The organism is Maribacter aestuarii, from assembly GCF_027474845.2.
GTDB lineage: Bacteria > Bacteroidota > Bacteroidia > Flavobacteriales > Flavobacteriaceae > Maribacter > Maribacter aestuarii.
In genome coordinates, this window is record NZ_CP107031.2 from 979264 (window position 1) to 999363 (window position 20100).

The 20100-nt window shown below is 38.3% G+C and carries 20 protein-coding genes; 11 read left to right on the top strand and 9 right to left on the bottom strand.

Features of this window, described 5'->3' with window-relative positions; translation table 11 throughout:
• Window positions 1-245: 245 nt before the first annotated feature.
• Window positions 246-1544, top strand: a complete 1299-nt coding sequence (nhaA, locus tag N8A89_RS04405; protein ID WP_289644984.1) for a Na+/H+ antiporter NhaA — start codon at window positions 246-248, stop codon at window positions 1542-1544.
• Between the two features lie 2 nt (window positions 1545-1546).
• Window positions 1547-2386, top strand: a complete 840-nt coding sequence (locus tag N8A89_RS04410) for a formate/nitrite transporter family protein (protein WP_281541161.1) — start codon at window positions 1547-1549, stop codon at window positions 2384-2386.
• Between the two features lie 337 nt (window positions 2387-2723).
• Here the strand turns inward: N8A89_RS04410 and N8A89_RS04415 are convergent, their stop codons facing one another.
• From N8A89_RS04415 to N8A89_RS04425, 3 genes are all read right to left on the bottom strand, one after another.
• Window positions 2724-3398 (bottom strand): ABC transporter ATP-binding protein, encoded by a 675-nt coding sequence (locus N8A89_RS04415; RefSeq protein WP_289644985.1) that lies wholly within the window; start codon window positions 3396-3398, stop codon window positions 2724-2726.
• Window positions 3399-3486: 88 nt separating this feature from the next.
• On the bottom strand, window positions 3487-4746 hold the full coding sequence (locus tag N8A89_RS04420) for an ABC transporter permease (protein ID WP_289644986.1): 1260 nt from the start codon (window positions 4744-4746) through the stop codon (window positions 3487-3489).
• Window positions 4743-5828 (bottom strand): efflux RND transporter periplasmic adaptor subunit, encoded by a 1086-nt coding sequence (locus N8A89_RS04425; RefSeq protein ID WP_281541162.1) that lies wholly within the window; start codon window positions 5826-5828, stop codon window positions 4743-4745. The genes N8A89_RS04420 and N8A89_RS04425 overlap by 4 nt, the downstream gene beginning before the upstream one ends.
• Before the next feature lie 168 nt (window positions 5829-5996).
• On the opposite strand from N8A89_RS04425, the gene N8A89_RS04430 reads away from it, so the two are divergent.
• Window positions 5997-7175 carry a polymer-forming cytoskeletal protein gene (locus tag N8A89_RS04430; protein WP_281541163.1) on the top strand — a complete coding sequence of 393 codons (1179 nt, stop codon included), beginning with the start codon at window positions 5997-5999 and terminating at the stop codon, window positions 7173-7175.
• Window positions 7176-7548: 373 nt separating this feature from the next.
• On the opposite strand, the gene N8A89_RS04435 is transcribed toward N8A89_RS04430, so the two are convergent.
• The 3 genes from N8A89_RS04435 to N8A89_RS04445 form a co-directional block, all read right to left on the bottom strand.
• Window positions 7549-7839, bottom strand: a complete 291-nt coding sequence (locus N8A89_RS04435; RefSeq protein WP_281541164.1) for a hypothetical protein — start codon at window positions 7837-7839, stop codon at window positions 7549-7551.
• A gap of 128 nt (window positions 7840-7967) precedes the next feature.
• A complete protein-coding gene (locus N8A89_RS04440; protein ID WP_281541165.1) occupies window positions 7968-8171 on the bottom strand; it encodes a dodecin family protein in 204 nt (67 codons plus the stop codon).
• A gap of 34 nt (window positions 8172-8205) precedes the next feature.
• Window positions 8206-8715, bottom strand: a complete 510-nt coding sequence (locus N8A89_RS04445) for a nicotinate-nucleotide adenylyltransferase (RefSeq protein ID WP_281541166.1) — start codon at window positions 8713-8715, stop codon at window positions 8206-8208.
• Window positions 8716-8927: 212 nt separating this feature from the next.
• Here N8A89_RS04445 and N8A89_RS04450 point away from each other — a divergent pair, with 212 nt between their 5' ends.
• The 5 genes from N8A89_RS04450 (at window position 8928) to N8A89_RS04465 (ending at window position 15302) form a co-directional block, all read left to right on the top strand.
• On the top strand, window positions 8928-9383 hold the full coding sequence (locus tag N8A89_RS04450) for a pyridoxamine 5'-phosphate oxidase family protein (protein WP_281541167.1): 456 nt from the start codon (window positions 8928-8930) through the stop codon (window positions 9381-9383).
• 81 nt (window positions 9384-9464) lie between these two features.
• Window positions 9465-11114 carry a phosphoenolpyruvate synthase gene (gene ppsA, locus N8A89_RS04455; RefSeq protein ID WP_347343951.1) on the top strand — a complete coding sequence of 550 codons (1650 nt, stop codon included), beginning with the start codon at window positions 9465-9467 and terminating at the stop codon, window positions 11112-11114.
• A 25-nt stretch (window positions 11115-11139) separates the two neighbouring features.
• Window positions 11140-11859 carry a putative PEP-binding protein gene (locus tag N8A89_RS17680; RefSeq protein WP_347343967.1) on the top strand — a complete coding sequence of 240 codons (720 nt, stop codon included), beginning with the start codon at window positions 11140-11142 and terminating at the stop codon, window positions 11857-11859.
• A 162-nt stretch (window positions 11860-12021) separates the two neighbouring features.
• Complete coding sequence (pta, locus tag N8A89_RS04460; RefSeq protein ID WP_281541168.1) at window positions 12022-14115, top strand: phosphate acetyltransferase; 2094 nt, start codon at window positions 12022-12024, stop codon at window positions 14113-14115.
• A complete protein-coding gene (locus N8A89_RS04465) occupies window positions 14112-15302 on the top strand; it encodes an acetate/propionate family kinase (RefSeq protein ID WP_281541169.1) in 1191 nt (396 codons plus the stop codon). The genes pta and N8A89_RS04465 overlap by 4 nt, the downstream gene beginning before the upstream one ends.
• A 47-nt stretch (window positions 15303-15349) precedes the next feature.
• On the opposite strand, the gene N8A89_RS04470 is transcribed toward N8A89_RS04465, so the two are convergent.
• Window positions 15350-15565 carry a YgaP family membrane protein gene (locus N8A89_RS04470; RefSeq protein WP_281541170.1) on the bottom strand — a complete coding sequence of 72 codons (216 nt, stop codon included), beginning with the start codon at window positions 15563-15565 and terminating at the stop codon, window positions 15350-15352.
• Between the two features lie 594 nt (window positions 15566-16159).
• Here N8A89_RS04470 and N8A89_RS04475 point away from each other — a divergent pair.
• A complete protein-coding gene (locus N8A89_RS04475; protein ID WP_281541171.1) occupies window positions 16160-16828 on the top strand; it encodes a BON domain-containing protein in 669 nt (222 codons plus the stop codon).
• 94 nt (window positions 16829-16922) lie between these two features.
• Entirely contained in the window at window positions 16923-17687 is a 765-nt protein-coding gene (locus N8A89_RS04480; RefSeq protein ID WP_281541172.1) for an exodeoxyribonuclease III, read from the top strand.
• Window positions 17688-17755: 68 nt separating this feature from the next.
• Here N8A89_RS04480 and N8A89_RS04485 read toward each other — a convergent pair whose 3' ends face one another.
• Window positions 17756-18154, bottom strand: a complete 399-nt coding sequence (locus N8A89_RS04485; RefSeq protein ID WP_281541173.1) for a hypothetical protein — start codon at window positions 18152-18154, stop codon at window positions 17756-17758.
• Window positions 18155-18167: 13 nt separating this feature from the next.
• The gene (locus N8A89_RS04490) at window positions 18168-18944 is read right to left on the bottom strand and encodes a sigma-70 family RNA polymerase sigma factor (protein ID WP_289644987.1); all 777 of its coding nucleotides are present in this window, start codon (window positions 18942-18944) and stop codon (window positions 18168-18170) included.
• A gap of 190 nt (window positions 18945-19134) precedes the next feature.
• Here N8A89_RS04490 and N8A89_RS04495 point away from each other — a divergent pair, with 190 nt between their 5' ends.
• On the top strand, window positions 19135-19803 hold the full coding sequence (locus tag N8A89_RS04495; RefSeq protein WP_281541175.1) for a BON domain-containing protein: 669 nt from the start codon (window positions 19135-19137) through the stop codon (window positions 19801-19803).
• Window positions 19804-20100 lie beyond the last annotated feature (297 nt).

Below are 20100 nucleotides of genomic sequence, written 5' to 3' on the forward strand. Positions count from 1 at the left end.
AACGATATCAGACCTAGCAACAATATTTCCAGTGCGTAATTTATAAAAGGCTGGAGGGCCAGTAAATTGTCATAAAATAAGTCCCTGTATAAAGTGAAAATAATTCTCAATTTTGTTTAAGAATAATAAAGATAAATAAAACAAAATGATTTATTTAAACTAACTTGTGCTTGCAAAATCAGGTCTTAATCAGATTTTTGCCTCAAACTAGACACTATTTTGTTAGACTTAATAAAAGATAAGGGTTGCTAAGAAAACAATTAAAACAAATTTTTACAAAGCAAAGTTCTGTGGGCATCCTATTGGTCTTTATGGTAATTGTTGCCTTAGTATGGGCAAATTCACCTTTGGCGCACATTTACCACGACTTGTGGAAGACTAAGATTTCAATTAATGTCGGTGGATTTTTGGTTGATGAGACGCTACATCATTGGATAAACGATTTTTTAATGGCCTACTTTTTCTTTATGGTGGGCTTGGAAATTAAAAGAGAGTTCATAGACGGTCAATTGTCTTCATTCAAACAGGCAATTTTGCCCATTTCCGGCGCTATTGGTGGAATGATATTTCCTGCCCTGATTTACCTAATTTTTAATTGGTCATCGGATGGGATTAATGGTTGGGGTATCCCGATGGCCACGGATATAGCCTTTGCTATTGGATTATTGGCTTTAGTGGGCAACGCCATTTCAAAAAACGCAAAGACCTTTCTCACCGCCTTGGCCACAGCAGATGATATCGGAGCAATTTTAATAATTGCATTTTTCCTTTCTTCCAATGTTGATACGGGAAATCTTTTAGCGGCCGTAGTTTATTTTGTAATTATGCTCGTCAGCAATTTTATAGGGGTTAGAAACACCTGGTTTTATTTTATAGTAGGAGTTTTTGGTCTATGGGTGGCGCTGCTGCTTTCAGGAGTACACGCAACTTTAGCTGGAGTTTTAGTAGCGTTTTGCATCCCTGGAAGAACAAGAATTGACGAGGATAAATATATAGAAAGAATTAAATCCAGAATTAGTAAATTCGGTAATAGTAATTATAGACCAGGACCATTGGTTGCAGAGAACCAGGTAGAAATCGTACAGGATATTATCTCCGATAGCAAAGCCACGCTCACGCCTTTACAGCGTTTGGAGGAAAATATAAAACCTTTCGTAAATTATTTTGTTCTGCCGCTTTTTGCCTTATCAAACGCTGGCATAACTATCAAAGGTGACTTTTGGGAATCGTTGGCTCATCCCATAAGCATTGGTATCATTACAGCATTGGTGATTGGCAAGCTATTGGGTATAAGCCTTATTTCCAGGCTTATCGTAAAATCAAAACTAGGCACTTTGCCAAATGATGTTACTTGGAATGATTTAACTGGTTTAGGGTTAATGGCAGGAATAGGGTTTACCATGTCTATATTTATCGCTGAACTTTCATTAGAAAATGATGCGTTATTGCAAATAGCAAAAATAGGTATCCTTGTTGGTTCACTTATCTCTGCATGTTTAGGTATTGCCTGGTTAACACTAAATGCAAAAAGAAAAAAGCTTTAATTATGAGTGAAAAGAAACTTGAAGTTCCAAAAATTGTGGATAAAGATTTGGAGAAGGGAGATGAGGTTGAAAGTGGAGATGATATTTTTATTGATCAGCTTTGTGAAGGCCTTGAAACCTATAAAAAAGATCCAAGATCTACTTTCCTCGGTGCTTTAATGGCGGGGTTGGAAATTGGATTTAGTTTTTTAGTCGTAGCCGTTTGTTACTCATTTTTTATTGACAAAATTGATAAGGACACGGTCCCTTATTTGGCCGCTTTCGTTTACCCACTTGGTTTTGTATTGGTCATTCTCGGAAAATCCATATTGTTTACTGAACAAACATCCCTGCTATCATTGCCTGTTCTTAGCGGCAGAAGATCTGTTGGTGAATTGTTAAGGCTATGGGGTCTGGTCATATCAGGAAATCTTTTAGGAGGGTATATAATTGGTTTCATCTTTATTCTTGTAGGACCATCCTTGGGAGTAGTTTCCGAAAAGGGAATGATTGCGCTCGCCCATCATGTTGCCCATTATGATTATATCGTAATTTTTGGTAGTGCTATCATTGCCGGTTGGCTCATGGCACTCCTATCTTGGATATTGTCATCCATAAAGGAAACTATTGGACAAATTGCTGTCATATATATTATAACCTTTATTATTGGGCTATCGGGATTACATCATAGTATTGTGGGTAATATCGAGGTCTTCACTGGTTTAATTCTTTCTCCTGATATATCTTTTCTTACCTACTTGACTTTTATTGTGTTAGCACTTTTTGGGAATGCAATGGGTGGAGTTGTTTTCGTTGGAATTTTGAAGTACGGGGCTTTTATAACGAATAAGAAAATTATATGAAGTCTTAATAATAACTGTTGAAGTATGAGTTTTTTAGTAAAAACAGAAAATCAATAATCATTATATGTGATTAAATCAGTTCAATAGGAAAACGGACTTTGGCCTGTATACGGGCTAAGAAGAAAGAAATTGTTGATTTTGATATTTCCAAAACTCCCTTAAGGGGAATACAGTGGCCCGAGGTAATTGAGGGATTGGGTAAATAAATAGATGAATTAACGAGCATCCTAAAAATATTAGGTATGGGGCTTCAAAAATGCATATCGCATAGTTCTGGAATCGTCCTTTAATTATGCAAGTTTGACACTATTCCAATCATCTGCCGGAAACGGCTTTATCAACTAATAATCCGCCCGTCCTCCATTTGAATAATACGGTCGGTACGTTTGGCGAAATCCTCGTCATGGGTTACAACCAAAAGGGATAAACCCTCCTCCTCTTTTAAGCGTTTAAAGATGCTAAACACATTCTCAGAGTTGTGACTGTCCAGATTTCCCGTTGGTTCATCGCCCATTAAAATAGTGGGGTTGTTAATGAGAGCCCTTGCTATGGCAACACGTTGTTTTTCGCCTCCGGATATTCTAGAAGCCCGTTGCTTTGCCAAATGATCAATATGCAACATCTTCAACTTCTCCATGCCATCGTGTTCAATCTCTGCATGTGATTTTTCTGCTAGCTTTTTTGCAGGCAACATCACGTTTTCCAGGACACTGAACTCCGATAGCAAGTAATGGAATTGGAATACAAAGCCAATATGTTTATTTCGTACGCGTGAGAGTTCTTCATGGTGTTTCCCGGTAATCAATTCTTCATTCAAGTAAAGCTTACCTGTATAATCCGTATCCATCGTAGAAAGAATATAGAGCAATGTAGACTTCCCACAACCTGATTTGCCCATGACAGAAGCAAACTCCCCCTCTTTTACTTTAAAAGAAATATCTTTCAAGACATGAAAATCTTTGGGTTTGTGAAAGTGTTTGTTGATATTTTTTGTTTCTAGCACTAGTTTCATCTTTTAGCTATCGTTTTTCAAGCTCTGTCTGCTGCCATTCCTGATTAATATTCGAAATAAAAGATCTTTAGGCTTGGAAACCACCAATTCAAGTTCCTCTAATAATCCTTACGGGGTCTATTTTTTTTGCTTTGTTAGAAGGCAGGTACCCTGCAATGAATGTTGATATTAATGCAAAAACAAGCCCTATCAAATAATAGCCCATTTTAAAATTAACGGGATAGGTAGTTATGGTTGGTAGGGCCTCAGTATTAAACGGTGCCTGGTCTATAAGTTTTGAAAGAACAAAGCCTATCAGCAATCCTAGCAAACCACCTACAGCTCCAATAATCATTGCCTGACTCATGAATATAAACTGCACGTCACGTCCGGAAAAACCAGTTGCTTTTAAAATCGCAATGTCCTTCATCTTTTCATAAATAAGCATATTTAGGATGTTGTATATGCCAAATCCAGCAACGACCAGCAGGGTAATCGAAACTGCGTAAGTAATTAAATTCCTAATATTAGAACCTGTTTCAAATTGTGCATTGGCTTCATTTATATCGGTCGCTTTAATACCAAACTGCTGTTCCAACCTATTTGCCATGGATTCGGCTTGCGTAATATCAAAGAGCTTAACATTAATATCTGTAACATAATTTTCAGCCTCTCCCAAAATACGCTGTACGGTTTTTAGATTCGTATAGCTTTGAATATTGTCGATTTCTGCTATACCGCTCTGATATATACCTACTATTTTTAGTGGAAACACGCTACCGGAAATCGTGCTGATCTGTACCCGTTCCCCAACAGATAATGACATCTTTTCTGCAAGACCGGCGCCGAGCAAAATACCATTATCATTATTTTTCAAGGCCTCTGGACTCCCCTCCACAATATTATCCTGAATGTTGGAAAGACGTACCACTTCCATAATATCAACACCGGAAAGGTTACCACCCAGTTCTATGGAACCGGAGAGGTAAAATATCTGTGCATTGGTCTCCGGGGTGGCCCCTTTTACATTCGGGTCCTTCCTTAAATACGAGATAATAGGTAAGGCATTATGGATTTTCTTCTGACTTTGCTTTGGTTTTACGGAGTGTACTACATTTATGGCATCCTCAAAGCCGGTATATAGACTTATTGGTTGGTTTTTTGAAGGCTCAATTTCATTATATATATGAATGTGTGGGGTTTGGTTTAGAACTAAATCGTCCAACATCTCATTTAAACCAGTCATAAAACTAACTAGCGTAATATAGGCTCCGATACCAAAAGTAACCCCCAAGGCAGCAGTAACCGTACTTTTCATCTTTGTCAAAAGGTGTGTTTTGGCAATATTCAAGATAACTTTCCAATTCATCTTTCCTCGGGTTTAAGTACGTATGTATTGGCATCAATTCCTTCAAGGATTTCTACTTTTTCCAAATTTTGCAATCCAATTACCACTTCTTTCTCTCCATCTTCCGTGAGCACTTTATTGCTATCAATGAGATAGGCTTTGGGTATGGTAAGCACTTCGTCTTTTTCGGCAACAATGATGTTCCCTTCACCGGCAAGTCCGGGATACAACCTTTCCGGAGGTGACTTAAAAATAGCCTCAACCATAAAGGTTTGCGAGCGTTCGTCTTTTTGAGGATAAATTTTGCTGATTTCCGCTTCAAAAACTTTCTGCCCATAGGCGTCCAAGGTAATCAAGGCTTTTTTACCCTCTGCAAGCCTTACGATATCAACTTCATCCACTAACATCTCAATAATAAAATTGGAAGCACTCCCAACAGATGCCAATGGTTCCATAGTAGTGACGATCTCCCCCGGTTCTTTAAAGAGGGCATACACTTTTCCGTTGATTTTACTAACAACCGTAAAATCCTTTGTAGAAACCTGGGCAGCCTCATAATTATTCAGGGCCTGCTGTACTTGGGTCGCCAGCTCATTTTTAGTACGTTCGTAACTGTTTTTAAGTATCCCCAACTTATTTCTAGAGAGTTCATACGCCAATTTTCTATTTTCTAACTGCACCTTTGAACCTATGTTTTGTTCCCATAAATTTTTCTGTCTAAAAAAATTGATCGAATCGTTTTTATAAGAAAGGGTTGCTGCTCTTATTTCATCTTCTAGTGTGCTCAATACAGCAGAACTCCCGTTGTAATTTTCTTGTGCCAAACGCAGGGAGAGGCGGGCATTATCCGCATTTAATTTTGGCGTCGTATTAATGATCTGTACAAGTGGAGTTCCTTTATGTACCGTATCACCTTCTTCTACAAGATTATTTTCGACAATACCTGCGACTACCGCATATACCTGATAAAGACTGTCTGGCTGCACCGTTACCGAAGAGTATACGGATTCAGTTAATCGGGTTTTAGATGGAAGTATCTTTTCTTGCGAATCTTGACAAGAAAAAAACAGGACTAGACCTATTAAGTTAAAAATATACTTCATCGTAAAGTTTTACTTCGATGTCAAAATAAGCCAATACCTACAGCATATAATATGAGCAAAGTCATGATTTCCAATATTGTGGACTGCAAGTCACTTCAGCTGATACAAATCATTTCGTATGCTATTGATGTTCAGTTTATTTGGGTTTGAAATTATAAAACCAAGGCCATGAGAACATTTATACTTTACGCAGGAATTTTATTTTCGTCAGCGATATCCGCTCAACAAGCAGGGGAAAATATTACAATTTCCGAACGGCAAAAGGATGATTTATATGCCGCTGGGGAACAGATTAGGATGGAAGCTCCAGTATTTGGGGATGTTGTGTTTGCCGGGGGCAATATTACAGTAAAAGACACTGTTTACCAAGACCTTTTGGTTGCTGGGGGCGAAATTTTAGTACAGGGATATGTTGCCGATGATATTCGCGCAGCGGGTGGAAAATTGACCATAGATTCAGAAGTAGGAGACGACGTTATTATTGCGGGCGGGGAGGTATATATTACCGAAAGGGCAATTATAAGAGGAAACCTAATTAATTTTTCGGGTGATATTGAAATGAACGGAAGGGTCGACGGCATGATAAAATCCTACTCGGGTGAGTTGAAAATAAATGGCAGTATTGGCAATGGAGCTCAACTTTATGGGGAAAACTTAATTATTAATGGGGAAATTAATGGCACCTCTAAAATGGTAGCCGAAGATATTACTATAGAGGAAAATGCCAAATTTCATAATAATGTTGTGTACTGGACCGAAGACGGTGAAATAGATTTTAAGAACTCCCTAGTGAATACGGCGGCAAATTTTGATGAAACACTAATAGATGAAAGAGAGGAATTTTCATGGAAGGGCTTCGGAATTGCAGCAATAGGATTTTGGATATTCTATCTATTTTCAGCATTCCTGGTCATTTTACTATTGAATTGGGCTTTCAGTAATTTCTTTGCAACCGCTGCGGCTTATATAAACGACAATTTTTTAAAGAGCTTAGGCTATGGGGCAATCTATCTTTTTGGTTTTCCTATACTTATTTTAATCCTTGTTGTTATACTCATAGGTATCCCATTAGGATTATTTTTGGCTGGATTCTATCTTTTTAGTCTCCTCTTCGGGCATTTGGTAGGTGCTTTGCTTATTAGCCATTATCTTTCTGCAAGGAAAGACCTCAAATGGAATTTTTGGACTACAGTGTTAGTGGCATTAGGCATAGCGGCGGGTATACGAATTCTGACCTTTGTGCCTTTCTTGGGGGGCCTTATCGCAATATTTATCTTCGCTGTAGGTTATGGCCTTATCCTTTACACGTTGCTACAAAAAAGAATAGCAATGAGGATTAGTACTTAAAGGTAAAATGTCTGAACATGTGTGTTTAATTTTACAAGCCGTAGGAAGCCATTTACCTAAGAAACTGCTCTCGTTTATAGATCATATTGTTAATCTTCAGGATATACCCAAAGGACCCCCTTTCGCTGGGAGCATTTGCGGCGCAGGGTAAGTGCCTATTTGGTTGAAGCGCTATTTTAATAAATTAGCCTTGGGGGCCTACTACGTTTAAATTATCATTAATAAAGAAGCACTGTATTGCCCATGAGTTTTTCTTTCTAAAGTAGAAGCATTCTCCACTATCTTCTTAACCCTATTGTCCAAATTACCGAACCAATTACCATACAATTGTACCTCTAATTTTTTTTCTGATAGTTCTTGAATATACATACTGCTAAAAATTGTGTGATGTGTATAGGTCAGAGCCAAAACCTTTGATAAAAAACGCCACCATTAATTTTTTACTGTCTGATGCATATAAGCTTACATGCATAGTGCAGTCATAGTGAGTAGCCGTTTTGCAATCCTCTGACTTTAATTCCAGCGCAATACCTTGTAAACTCTTTTTAAATAGGTTCTGCAGCGAACTGGCCTCAATTTCCATCCTTTTGGCTAAATTTTGTTGATTTCTTTGAAGTGGCTTTCGGGATTTTGCAGGCATTTTGTCGCGTACATCTAGGTTCATAATAAACGTTTTAGTAAATTTTAGATAGAATTAATCAAAAATGATTACAAGAATGGGGATACTTCCAAAAACAGCTTCATATAGAAATGTCTTGGAAGTATCCCCTTTCTCTATTTATTATAGGATGCTTAAGAAGTAATGCCGAAGCTCACCTTTGTGGTTACACGATATTGTGTAATTTCATTATTATTTACGGTGACTTGCATATCTTGTACGTAAACCGATTTGATGTTATTCACCGTCTTGGAAGCTTCCTTGATGACATTCTTAACGGCATCTTCAAAACTTTGGGTAGAATTACCCATAATCTCTATTACTTTTAATACTGACATAGTTTAAATTTTAAGGGAAAATTAATTTTGGCTTCTAGATAAAATTGCCGTTTTCATCAGTTTTTATCTTGAGTGTTTTATCACCATTCACCAAAGTAAGTTTATAGGTCTTTTTGGAACCCTTCTGATCGCTGTAATTTACCCTGTATATGTCCTTACTTATGGTCCACTCTGGAAATCGGTCCAAGACAGCTTCTTTTACGGCTAAAGGAATATTAATGTCCTTGAATCTTTCTACAGTGCGAATTAATTTTCCATCCTTATCATAAGCTGCTAAAATTTTTCCTTCGGGTATAAAGAAAGTAATATTGTAGAGATCATAATCGTCTTGATAAAAGTCCGAGTTTTTAATGTCGTAAGATGCCACTTTTCGCTCTAACATCTGAACAGGTATCGAGGCTACTTCCTGAGAATTCACATCATTCAGGTATTTGTAATTCGTAGCAACAACGGTTACTTCTGAGAGTTCTTCTGTCTTGATAATCTGAGCACTTACTTGGGTGGTTAATCCCAGCGCTAACAAACCGAATACTATTTTTTTCATGACTAAATTGTTTAATTAATACTAGTGTTTATTTATGAACATGTATTAGCTCATATCGGCTAAATTATTATTCCATACCCGTGATAACAATGACCTAGATCAGTCCTCTCCTTAATTACGAATAAGTTGTTCAAATTTCACGGAACTGACCAATATCATATATTGTATATCGTTGTAGAATTAGTTTTGAAGAAGCAAAAAGAAAATAGATTATGCGAAGAAATTTAAAAGAAAAGGAGTGTAAGGAGTTATTATCCAATAATTATATTGGATATCTAGGATACATATCCGGTTCATACCCTCATGTAGTGCCTATAACCTATCATTATGATGAGGCAACGCACACGATTACTAGTTACTCCTCTGAAGGCCATAAAATAGATGCTATGCGGAAAAATCCTTTGGTTTCTCTATGTGTCGATGAAATCAGCTCCGTGGCCAATTGGGAATCGGTTCTGGTCCACGGAACTTTTACAGAGCTAACGGGTATCGATGCAAAGCATATGTTACGCCAATTCTCGGAAGGTGTGAAAAATATAATTAATCGGGCACCTGAAAAAAATGCTCAATTTATAAGTGAATTCTCCGCCAAAATAGAAAAGGAAAAACAACCCCTGGTATTTCGCATTAATATTGAAGAGATTACAGGAAAGAAAAGAGAGTCATGAACCTAGGGGTTCACTGACGTACGTCATTTTTTGCCAGTAGTAAAGCAAATACCTTCGATATCTATAATAAATTCTCAAGGTATGCTCATCAAAAAATTTAGTCAAATAGGCATCTCGGATATATCAGCTGTAGGAGGCAAAAACGCGTCTTTAGGGGAAATGTATAATCAACTTGCTTCTAAGGGAGTACATATTCCCAACGGCTTCGCCACCACTTCAACTGCTTTTTGGAAATTTTTAAGACAAAATGATATCCAGGAAACATTGGAGAATATAATAGCTGGATTAGACAGAATAGATTACACCAATCTGGCCTTAATTGGGGAAAGAGCCCGCAGCCTTATTCTAAAAAGTACGTTTTCAAATTCCTTTTCCAAAGCCATTGGCAAAGCATATAAGGACTTGTGTGGAGAGGAAGAGGTAGAAGTGGCGGTGCGCAGCAGTGCAACAGCCGAGGATTTACCAGATGCCAGTTTTGCCGGTCAGCACGATACCCATTTGAACATTAAAGGAGAGGTAGCGCTATTAGAGGCGGTAAAGAAGTGTTTTGCCTCTTTATATACAGATCGAGCTATCAAATACCGAGAGGATAAAGGATTTCTTCATAAAGATATCGCGCTTTCCGTAGGTGTACAGCTCATGGTGCGTTCGGATAAGGGCTGCTCTGGAGTCGGATTTACCATAGAGCCGGAATCGGGTTTTGAAAATACTATTTTACTTTCCGGGGTTTGGGGACTAGGTGAAAATATAGTTCAAGGCACCGTAAATCCGGATGAATTTTTTGTATTCAAGCCTGGCCTGAGGAAAAGTAAGTTTCCAATTATCCAGAAAAAAATGGGAGATAAAAAATTGACCATGATATATGCGCCGGAAAAGGAAAAAGCCACCACGCTCAACATACACACTCCAATAGAGCAACAAAATAAATATGTGCTTACTGATGAGGAAATTATCACTTTGGGGAAATGGGCTTTAGTAATTGAGGAGCACTATAAAAAACCAATGGACATTGAATGGGCTAAAGATGGGATATCCAATACCCTTTTTATTACCCAGGCAAGACCCGAAACCGTACATCAAAATAAAAATAAACAGGTCCGTATTGAATATCAATTACAGGAAAAAGGAAAAATATTGGCGCAAGGTAATGCAGTAGGTTCCAAAATTAAAGTGGGTATAGCGGTTCTTTTAAATTCACCTACGGACGCCAAGGACTTGACCTCGGATTCCATTATCGTCACCGATACCATTACGCCAGATTGGGATCCGTTGCTTAAACAAGTAGGGGGAATCATCACCAATAAAGGCGGCAGGACCAGCCATGCAGCCATTGTAGCCCGGGAATTGGGTGTTCCGGCTATTGTAGGTTGCGGTAATGCGACGGAACACATAACAAACGGGCAAACGATTACCATGTCCTGTGCCCAAGGGAAAACAGGCTATATATATTCTGGAAAACTTTCTTTTGAAGAGCGAGAAATCGATTTTTCCGGTATTCGAATGCCAGATACGGAAGTTAAATTCATTCTTGCCGATCCTGAAAGTGCTTTCCAACTTTCGTTCTATCCAAATAATGGGGTAGGATTGCTTCGCATGGAATTTATAATCACCCACTTGGTACAGATTCATCCCATGGCCCTCATTAAATTTGATGAACTTAAGGATGATAAAGCAAAAAAACATATTGAAAAGCTAACCGCTGGATACAAAAAAAGAGACGTATTTTATTGAAAAACTTGCTGAAGGTATAGCAGTTATTGCCGCAGCGTTTTTTCCAAAGGAAGTTATCGTTAGATTAAGTGATTTTAAAACCAACGAGTACGCTAATCTTATTGGCGGAAATGATTTTGAGCCAAAAGAAGAAAACCCCATGCTCGGTTTTAGGGGAGCGTCGAGATATTATAGCAATTTATATAAAGAAGGTTTTGCCCTTGAATGTGCTGCCATAAAAAGAGTTCGTGAAACCATGGGACTTACAAACCTCAAAGTGATGGTACCTTTTTGTAGAACAGTGGAAGAAGGTAAGAAGGTGGTATCCATAATGGAAGAAAAAGGATTGAAAAGTGGTGATAAGGGACTTGAAATTTATACCATGATAGAAATTCCGAGTAATGTAATATTGGCCGAAGACTTTGCTCGAATCTTTGATGGATTTTCTATTGGCTCTAATGATCTGACGCAGTTAACCTTAGGCATCGATAGGGATTCGGAAATAATGGGTAAGCTGTTCGATGAGAATGACAAGGCCTCTAAACGTATGATTAGCATGGCCATCAGGTCTGCAAAGAAAACAGGAACCAAAATCGGTTTATGCGGACAGGCTCCCAGTGATTTTCCTGAATTTGCCAGATTTTTGGTCGATGAAGCAATCGATAGTATTTCCTTTAATCCTGATGCCCTGTTACAAGGCATTGAGAATATTAACCAAGCGGAAAGTAACCGAGCGGCACATAAGATGGCGGCAAGTAGCAATTAGTTTAGGTTGATAAACGAATTACTATCCTTCTTGATAAAAAAACTTTACATAAACTTATTTTTAGGAAGGATTGAACTGCAAGAATGTATGCATTGTTTATGTTCTAGTTATGGTTTACGCTCCAGAATCCCATAAATTTGTAACTCACAAAAAACCTCGTACTTGAACAAAGCCATATATATTGCCACTACAGAGCCTAACAGTGGAAAATCCATAATCTCATTAGGCCTTATGCGTTTGTTATTGGGTAAAGCAGCGAAAGTAGGCTATTTCCGCCCTATTATTGATGATTACCCAGAAGGAAAAAAAGACAACCACATAAGTACAATTATAGCGTATTTCAATCTGGACTTGGAGTATGACGAAGCCTTCGCCTACACGCGTAGCCAAGTGATACAAAAGAACAATGAAAACAAAGAGGATGAAGTACTGGACAAGATAATTGAAAAGTATAAGGTCGTTGAAGATCGTTTTGATTTTGTCTTGGTAGAAGGAACGGATTTTTCTGGTGATGGGGCCATAATTGAATGGGACATCAATGTCCTTATGGCAAAGAACTTGGGAATACCGACCATAATTTTGGCAAGTGGCGTGGGTAAGACCTTGGAAGAATTTGTGAGCAACATGTACCTTGCCTATGACTCGTTCAAAGATAATGGTGTAGAGGTTTTGATGGTAGTTGCCAATAAAATTCAGCCAGAAAACCTTGACTTGGCAGTTACTGGATTACGTAAACTTCTACCAAAACATGTACTGATAAGTGCTATTCCCCTTAATCCAATTCTTGGCAACCCTACCATAAAGGAAATTGCAGAGGACCTAAAGGGACGCATACTTTTCGGGGAATCGTTTTTAAATAATCAGGCGGGTCATTTTGGTGTTGGAGCCATGCAGTTACGCAATTATCTAACACATTTAAAAGAAGATGGACTTGTAATCACTCCTGGAGACCGAGCCGATATTATTCTGGGAGCACTGCAGGCCAATCTATCTTCAAACTATCCCGCCGTTTCGGGTATTGTGCTAACGGGTGGACTTGTTCCAGAAGATTCCATTATTAAATTGATTGAAGGTTTAACTGAAGTAGTTCCAATAGTTTCCGTAGACGGCGGAACCTTTGAGATTACAAATAGGATTGGATCGATTAGACCACGCATCTATGCCGAAAACACCAAAAAAATAACGGCTTCTCTGCAGGATTTTACAAAATATGTTCCCGAAGATGAACTCGCAGAGCGTTTAATCACTTTTAAGGCCAACGGTATTACCCCAAGAATGTTCCAGTATAACCTGCTGAAGCGAGCACGGTCACAAAAGAAACATATTGTACTGCCAGAAGGGTTGGACGAACGTATCTTAACTGCAACTAAGGATTTAATAGTTGCTGATGCGGCTGAAATTACGCTACTAGGAGATCCCGAAAAAATCAAAGAAAAAATTGAACAGCTCAATTTGGAATTGGACATTAGTAAGATTAACATAATTGACCCAGCCAAGTCGGTTCATTTTGAGGAATATGCGAATACCTTACATGAATTGCGAAAGCATAAGAATGTAGATTTGACCATGGCGCGTGACCTCATGGAGGATGTCTCTTATTTTGGAACCATGATGGTCTATAAAGGTCATGCGGACGGGATGGTATCGGGAGCGATTCATACCACGCAACACACGATTCTCCCTGCCCTACAATTCGTAAAGACACGGCCTGATGTCGCTTTGGTATCCTCAGTCTTTTTCATGTGCCTTCCAGACAGGGTAGTCATTTTTGGCGATTGTGCAATCAATCCAAATCCTACTGCAGAGCAATTAGCGGAAATTGCCATTTCATCGGCAGATTCAAGCACCGCTTTTGGTATTGAACCTAAAATAGCCATGCTGTCTTATTCTTCCGGGGCATCGGGCCAGGGCGCAGATGTAGACCGAGTTCGAAAAGCTACCGAACTGGTAAAACACAAAAGACCCGATTTAAAAGTTGAGGGACCCATACAGTATGATGCCGCCGTGGATGTGAATGTTGGTAAAAGCAAACTTCCGGATTCACAAGTAGCCGGTCAGGCAACGGTCTTTATTTTCCCCGATTTGAATACGGGTAATAATACCTATAAAGCGGTACAACGGGAAACCGGGGCTCTAGCCATAGGTCCAATGCTTCAAGGTCTTAATAAGCCGGTAAATGATTTGAGCCGCGGCTGTACCGTGGACGATATTTTTAATACGGTCGTAATTACGGCTATACAGGCGCAAGGTTTATGAAGGTATTAATTATTAATGCAGGAAGTTCCTCCATCAAGTATCAACTTATAGCTATGCCTATGGAGCAGGTTATCTGTTCAGGTCTACTAGAACGTATTGGTTCAAAAGAGGCCAAATTAACCTATAAAACTGCGGATACAGATCGTGAAGAGACTTTGGAAATCCCTGACCATAAAACCGGTTTTCGAAAAATAGCAGCGTACTTATTAGATGTGAATATAGGTGTCGTTAAAAATATTGACCAAATAGAAATTATTGGTCACCGGGTAGTACATGGTGGCACTACTTTTTCTAACACTACGCTTATCACGAAAGAGGTTAAAGATAAAATAAAGGCACTGTCTATATTGGCTCCGTTACATAATCCGCATAATTTGGAAGGTATAGTTTTAGCAGAAGAAATTTTCCCAAATGCTAATCAAATTGCTGTTTTTGATACCGCTTTTCATCAAACCATGCCCGAGAAAGCAAAAAAATATGCGATTCCTAATTATTTTTATAACGAACATCATATACAGGCCTATGGTTTTCATGGCACTAGCCATAAATTTGTTTCTGAAAAGGCCATCACCCATTTACAAAAGAAAGACTCAAAAATGATTAGCATCCATCTGGGCAATGGATGCAGTATGACTGCCATAAAGAATGGTAGAAGCATAGACCATAGTTTGGGTTTTACACCCTCAAATGGTCTTATCATGGGTTCGCGGAGCGGAGATATTGATCATTCCCTTATTTTTTATTTAGTGAATACGCTAGATTATGACCTGGATGCCGTGAGTACCCTACTTATAAAAGAAAGCGGGATGAAAGGTCTCACTGGTTCTAGCGATTTAAGGGACGTCCAATCCGAAGCGGAAAAAGGAAACCAAGATTGTATTTTGGCCTTAGAAATGAATGCTTATCGCATCAAAAAATATATAGGTGCTTATGTCGCAGCCTTAAACGGAATAGACGCAATTATATTTACTGCTGGCATTGGGGAAAATTCCAACTTACTCAGAAAAATGATTTGTAGTGATATGGATTATCTTGGAATTGTTCTGGATGACTCGAAAAATGAAATGAAATCTGCTTCACTCAGAGAAATAAATAGCAATTCCTCAAAAGTGAAGTTATTGGTGATTCCTACTAATGAAGAAATAGAGATTGCTAAACAGTCCTATAATTTACTGCGTTCGGATTAATAAGTTTCCGGACCTTTAAAGAAAAAGTCTTTAGATATAGCTGCGATTTACTCTACTTTATTTTTGGGTTTACAAGTGCTTATTCCAAATGGGGAATATAGTGGGCAAAAGCCTGCAAAGCTTGTAATGAAAAAGACAACTGCCAATATCACGAGCACAATACCCAGCGTTCCAGAAATAGTGCCATTATAGTATAAGACTCCCAAAAGAACCGCTATCAAAAAGCGTATTGTACGGTCCGCATTACCCATATTTCTTTTCATTTTATAAAATTTTAGTTATTTAATTACTAAAAGTAAATACACTACCCATCACTTTCTATGACATATATCATTTTTATTCTTTAGCTGTTTACAAAAAATTACTTTGGCCATTTTTTTGATCTCAATGGGAATCCAAAAGGCCGTAATGAAACTGTCTAAAAATGTGTTTGAAGACTATCCGTTTTTTCAACGTTTAAAAATTCTAAGGGTGGTACGTTTATTCACCTTAGTTTTTTCGTGTAGTTGTTCTATTCATGGAAATAAACAAAACGTACCACTTCCAGTCTATTTGAATAGAACTATGGTGATGGTTGATTACGAACACTGGACCTAATCACAACAGGACCACAATTTACTCAAAGCAGAAAAAGTAATGAGAACATGAGCAATGTACTAGATTTTATTAGGTCCATTGGCTTCGATATTATGGCCCAAGGGAATAAAACAAAAATTGCCTGTTAAATAATACAGGTCATACATGATCAAATATTAAAACCTTGATGTTAAAATTTTTTATACTGATTCACATCATTTTAATGCACTACTTCTGTACATACTTTTGTTTACTAAAGTTTAACCTAAAAAATATCTATCATGAAAACAGATTCAAAAATAAAATTAGACGTACAAGACGAATTGTCTTGGGAACCGAGTATAGACGAAACCAAAATAGGCGTAACCGTTGATGACGGTGTGGTAACCTTAAGTGGTGAAGTAGATAGCTATTCCAAAAAGCTCGCAGCGGAAAAAGCGGCTAAAAGAGTGCAGGGTGTAAGAGCGGTGGCAGAGGATATCGTAGTAAAATATGGATCTAGCCAAGATAAAACGGATACGGACATTGCTAAGGCCTCCTTAAACGCCCTTAAATGGCATTCTTCCGTTCCTGATGATACTGTAATGGTGAAAGTAGAGGATGGATGGGTCTACCTTTCAGGAGAAGTCAAATGGGAGTATCAGAAAAACTCCGCAAAAAATGCCGTCAAAGACCTGACCGGAGTTAAAGGAGTAATCAATAGTATTACCATAAAACAGGAAGTCAAGCCATTTGAAGTGAAGAACAAGATTGAAGAGGCCTTTGAACGCTCCGCAGAGATTGATGCTAGAGGGATAAAAGTAACCGCTGATGGCCATACGGTCACCTTAAGCGGAAAAGTACACTCCATTAAAGAAAAAGAGGATGCGGAAAAAGCTGCCTTTAACGCCCCTGGTGTTTTCGAGGTAAAAAATAATCTAAGGGTACAATACTATTCTGAATATGCATAAAAAATAAATATCCCACATCCTCAAAATTGCCCTGATTTATTTAACTTCATCAGGGCATTTTTATGACCAAAGTCTAACCTATAAAGAAAAACCAATGCATATTGTTTCTTGGAACGTAAATGGCATAAGGGCAGCCGTTAAAAAGAATTTTTTTGAATCGATTCAAAAACTAAATCCAGATGTACTCTGTCTACAGGAAACAAAAGCCCAGGACGAGGAAACTACCCAGGCGCTAAAGCCTTTAGAAGGATACCACGCACATGCCAATTCCGCCGATAAAAAAGGATATTCCGGTACGGCTTTATTGAGCAAAACCAGTCCTTTAGCATTCCAGACTGATATGGGCATTGCCGTACATGATGCAGAGGGAAGAATTCAATGCGCAGAATACGAAAACTTTTACTTGGTAAACGTATATGTACCCAACTCGGGGCAAAAATTAGATCGCCTAGAATACCGAAAAAAGTGGGACTCCGATTTTTTAAACTATCTGAAAAATCTTGAAAAGACCAAACCGGTCATAGCGTGTGGAGATTTTAACGTAGCTCACAGGCCTATCGATTTAAAAAACGACAAATCCAATTACAACAAGACTGCCGGTTATACCCAAACAGAAATTGACGGTATGGATAATTATATCGATTCTGGTTTTGTAGATTCTTTTCGCCATTTGCATCCTGACAAAGTTGCCTACACCTATTGGAGCTATCGCTTTAAGGCCCGGGAACGCAATACGGGTTGGCGTATCGATTATTTCTTGGTCAGCTCACTCCTAGTAGATAAAATAAAATCGGTCACAATTTATTCGGATATTATGGGTTCCGATCATTGCCCCATAGGTATACATATTGATGTATAGTCCTAAGATTTTATTCCTTGATATTATGAAAAAAAATCTGCTTCTAATCCCAGTTCTAGCTATAAAACTCAAAGTTTTCTGGCATAGCCAAAAACCATCTTTTTAAACTCCTTAAAATTTTTAGCGAACAATTCCATTCTATCATTAAGTTTCCTATGCTGCTCCCTATACTTACTATCGGAAAGCCCTTTTTCGCCTTTCATTAAACGGGACAGCAGTTTTTCATGACTTATAATATCGTCCGACAGGTAGTCAAAAAGATTCTCATGAATCTTATCCAAATTTTTCAGCATTTGACCAAACTCCGAGGCTGAAATTTCTTTGTTTGATAAAAGGTTGGCAAAAAATTTTGTCTCATCTTTCCAAAAAGCTATGGTCTCTTGCCATTCTTGACTTTCTTGATGCAAGACTTCCAAACTGGCTCCCAATAATAATTCTGTTTTAGGGTTTGAGGTTGTAGTGTTCATAACGTTTATTTTTTTAATTACTATCTATTAAATATCTCTTTGAAAAACTCAATCGCAGTCTTTTTCTGGCTTCCGCCAATAAATGTTCCACCTCGGCAGTAGTTATATTTTTGATTTTAGCTATTTCGTCCATTTCAAAACGCTGTTGGTTGAACAGGTCAAAAACCGTGTACGTTAGCGAAGGCAAAGTGCTCAAGACCATATTAATATGATTTTGTATCCTCTCCCGGTCCAATGATTGGTCAAGTTTTACAGCCAACTCCTGTTCCGTATCTTCAATAAAGACCTGGTTAAGACTGTAATCATTTTTGTTCAATCGTGGATCGTCGAGTTCCTCTAACATAACTAGATCACCATCGCCATCAACACTATACTTTTCTTCCATTGCGTCCCATTCCTGTTGGGAGTAATCATCAATATTCTCAAAGGTCGACATATCAAATTCTTCCTCCTCGATGGCATCTTCGAACAATTCGTCAACTTTTTTGAACAGCCAAGGATATAGTTCCTTAGCGTTCCCTACCTCGTCAAAATTATCGTATGCTTCTACAAATAATTCATCAATAAAATCTTGTGCCACATAACTACCTCCAGATATTTTTCTACCGGACGTTGCCCTTTTCAATCGCCTCCGCACATATTTTTCTACTTCGGGCATTAGTTTCAAAAGCAATTTATTGAATGCGGCTATATGGCCGTTATTCTTTTCGACAACCAAATTTGTAAATAGGCTTTCGGCAGATTGATGAAACTTTCTTTTCCGTATATTTTTTTTGATCGTCTTTTCCATGCTACTAGAATTGGGGTTACGTATTAACCAAAAATGGGGCTTTGTTCGCTGTGGTAAAATGATTTAAATCAGGAAAGGTCCTTTTAATCCTTTGAACAAAAAACCGTTTAAGCTGATGCACATCATTTTAAAACAATGCCTCAGTATTTACTTTTAACTTAAAATAATGTGTAACTAGATTAGCTATGGTATGAAAACAGATGTAGAAATAAGAAACGATATTTTAGCCGAGCTAAAGTGGCAGCCTGCTATCGACGAGACCGAAATTGGAGTCATTGTAGAAGATGGTATTGTTACCCTAAGTGGTGTGGTCAACGAATATCGCAAAAAGGCATTGGCCAATAAAGCAGCCAAAAGCGTAGCCGGTGTAAAGGCGGTTGCCGAGGATATTGAAGTCAAATACGGAGACGATTTTAAGAAAACGGATAAGGAAATTGCAAAAGCAGCGGTAAATGCTTTGGAATGGAACGCATCTGTCCCAAAAGAGAAAGTAATGGTATTCGTTGAAGACGGGTATATTTACCTGACGGGCAAAGTTGCTTGGGACTATCAACGGAAAGCAGCCAAACGCACCATTCAAAATCTTTTGGGGGTAAAAGGTGTAATTAATAATATAGAACTAGTTCCTAACACTAAGGCAGAAAATACAGAGGAGCAAATTATCAAAGCCCTTAGGCGTTCTGCAAATCTTGAAGACAAAGGTATTCGCATACAGGTGGACGGGAGCACGGTTCAGTTAAAAGGAAGGGTACATTCCATAAAAGAAAAGGAGGAAGCGGAGAAGGCAGCTTACAAAGCTCCTGGCGTTCGTAAAGTGGACAATGAAATAGTGGTGCAGTTGCATCCTGAGTTTGTTTGATTAGATAAATAAAAATCAAAAAAACTGCGTAAACTGACCTAGGTCATTTTGAGTTTGGAACCACCGGCCTATTTTAGCGGTATAATAAAAGAGAAACGTTCATTAAGTAAAATACAAGCTTAGTAATCGCGGAGATTGCTGGGTTGTAAGAAAAGAAGGGGTTACAGAAAGCCTTTTATACCTTTTGAATCTCTAACAGATGTAGCAATATATTCTGGTAGGATCAGTGTAAGTGGAAATTGGAACGAAGAACTTCTTCTAGGAAACCGAGGTATTTCGGTGCCTCGGTTTCTTTTT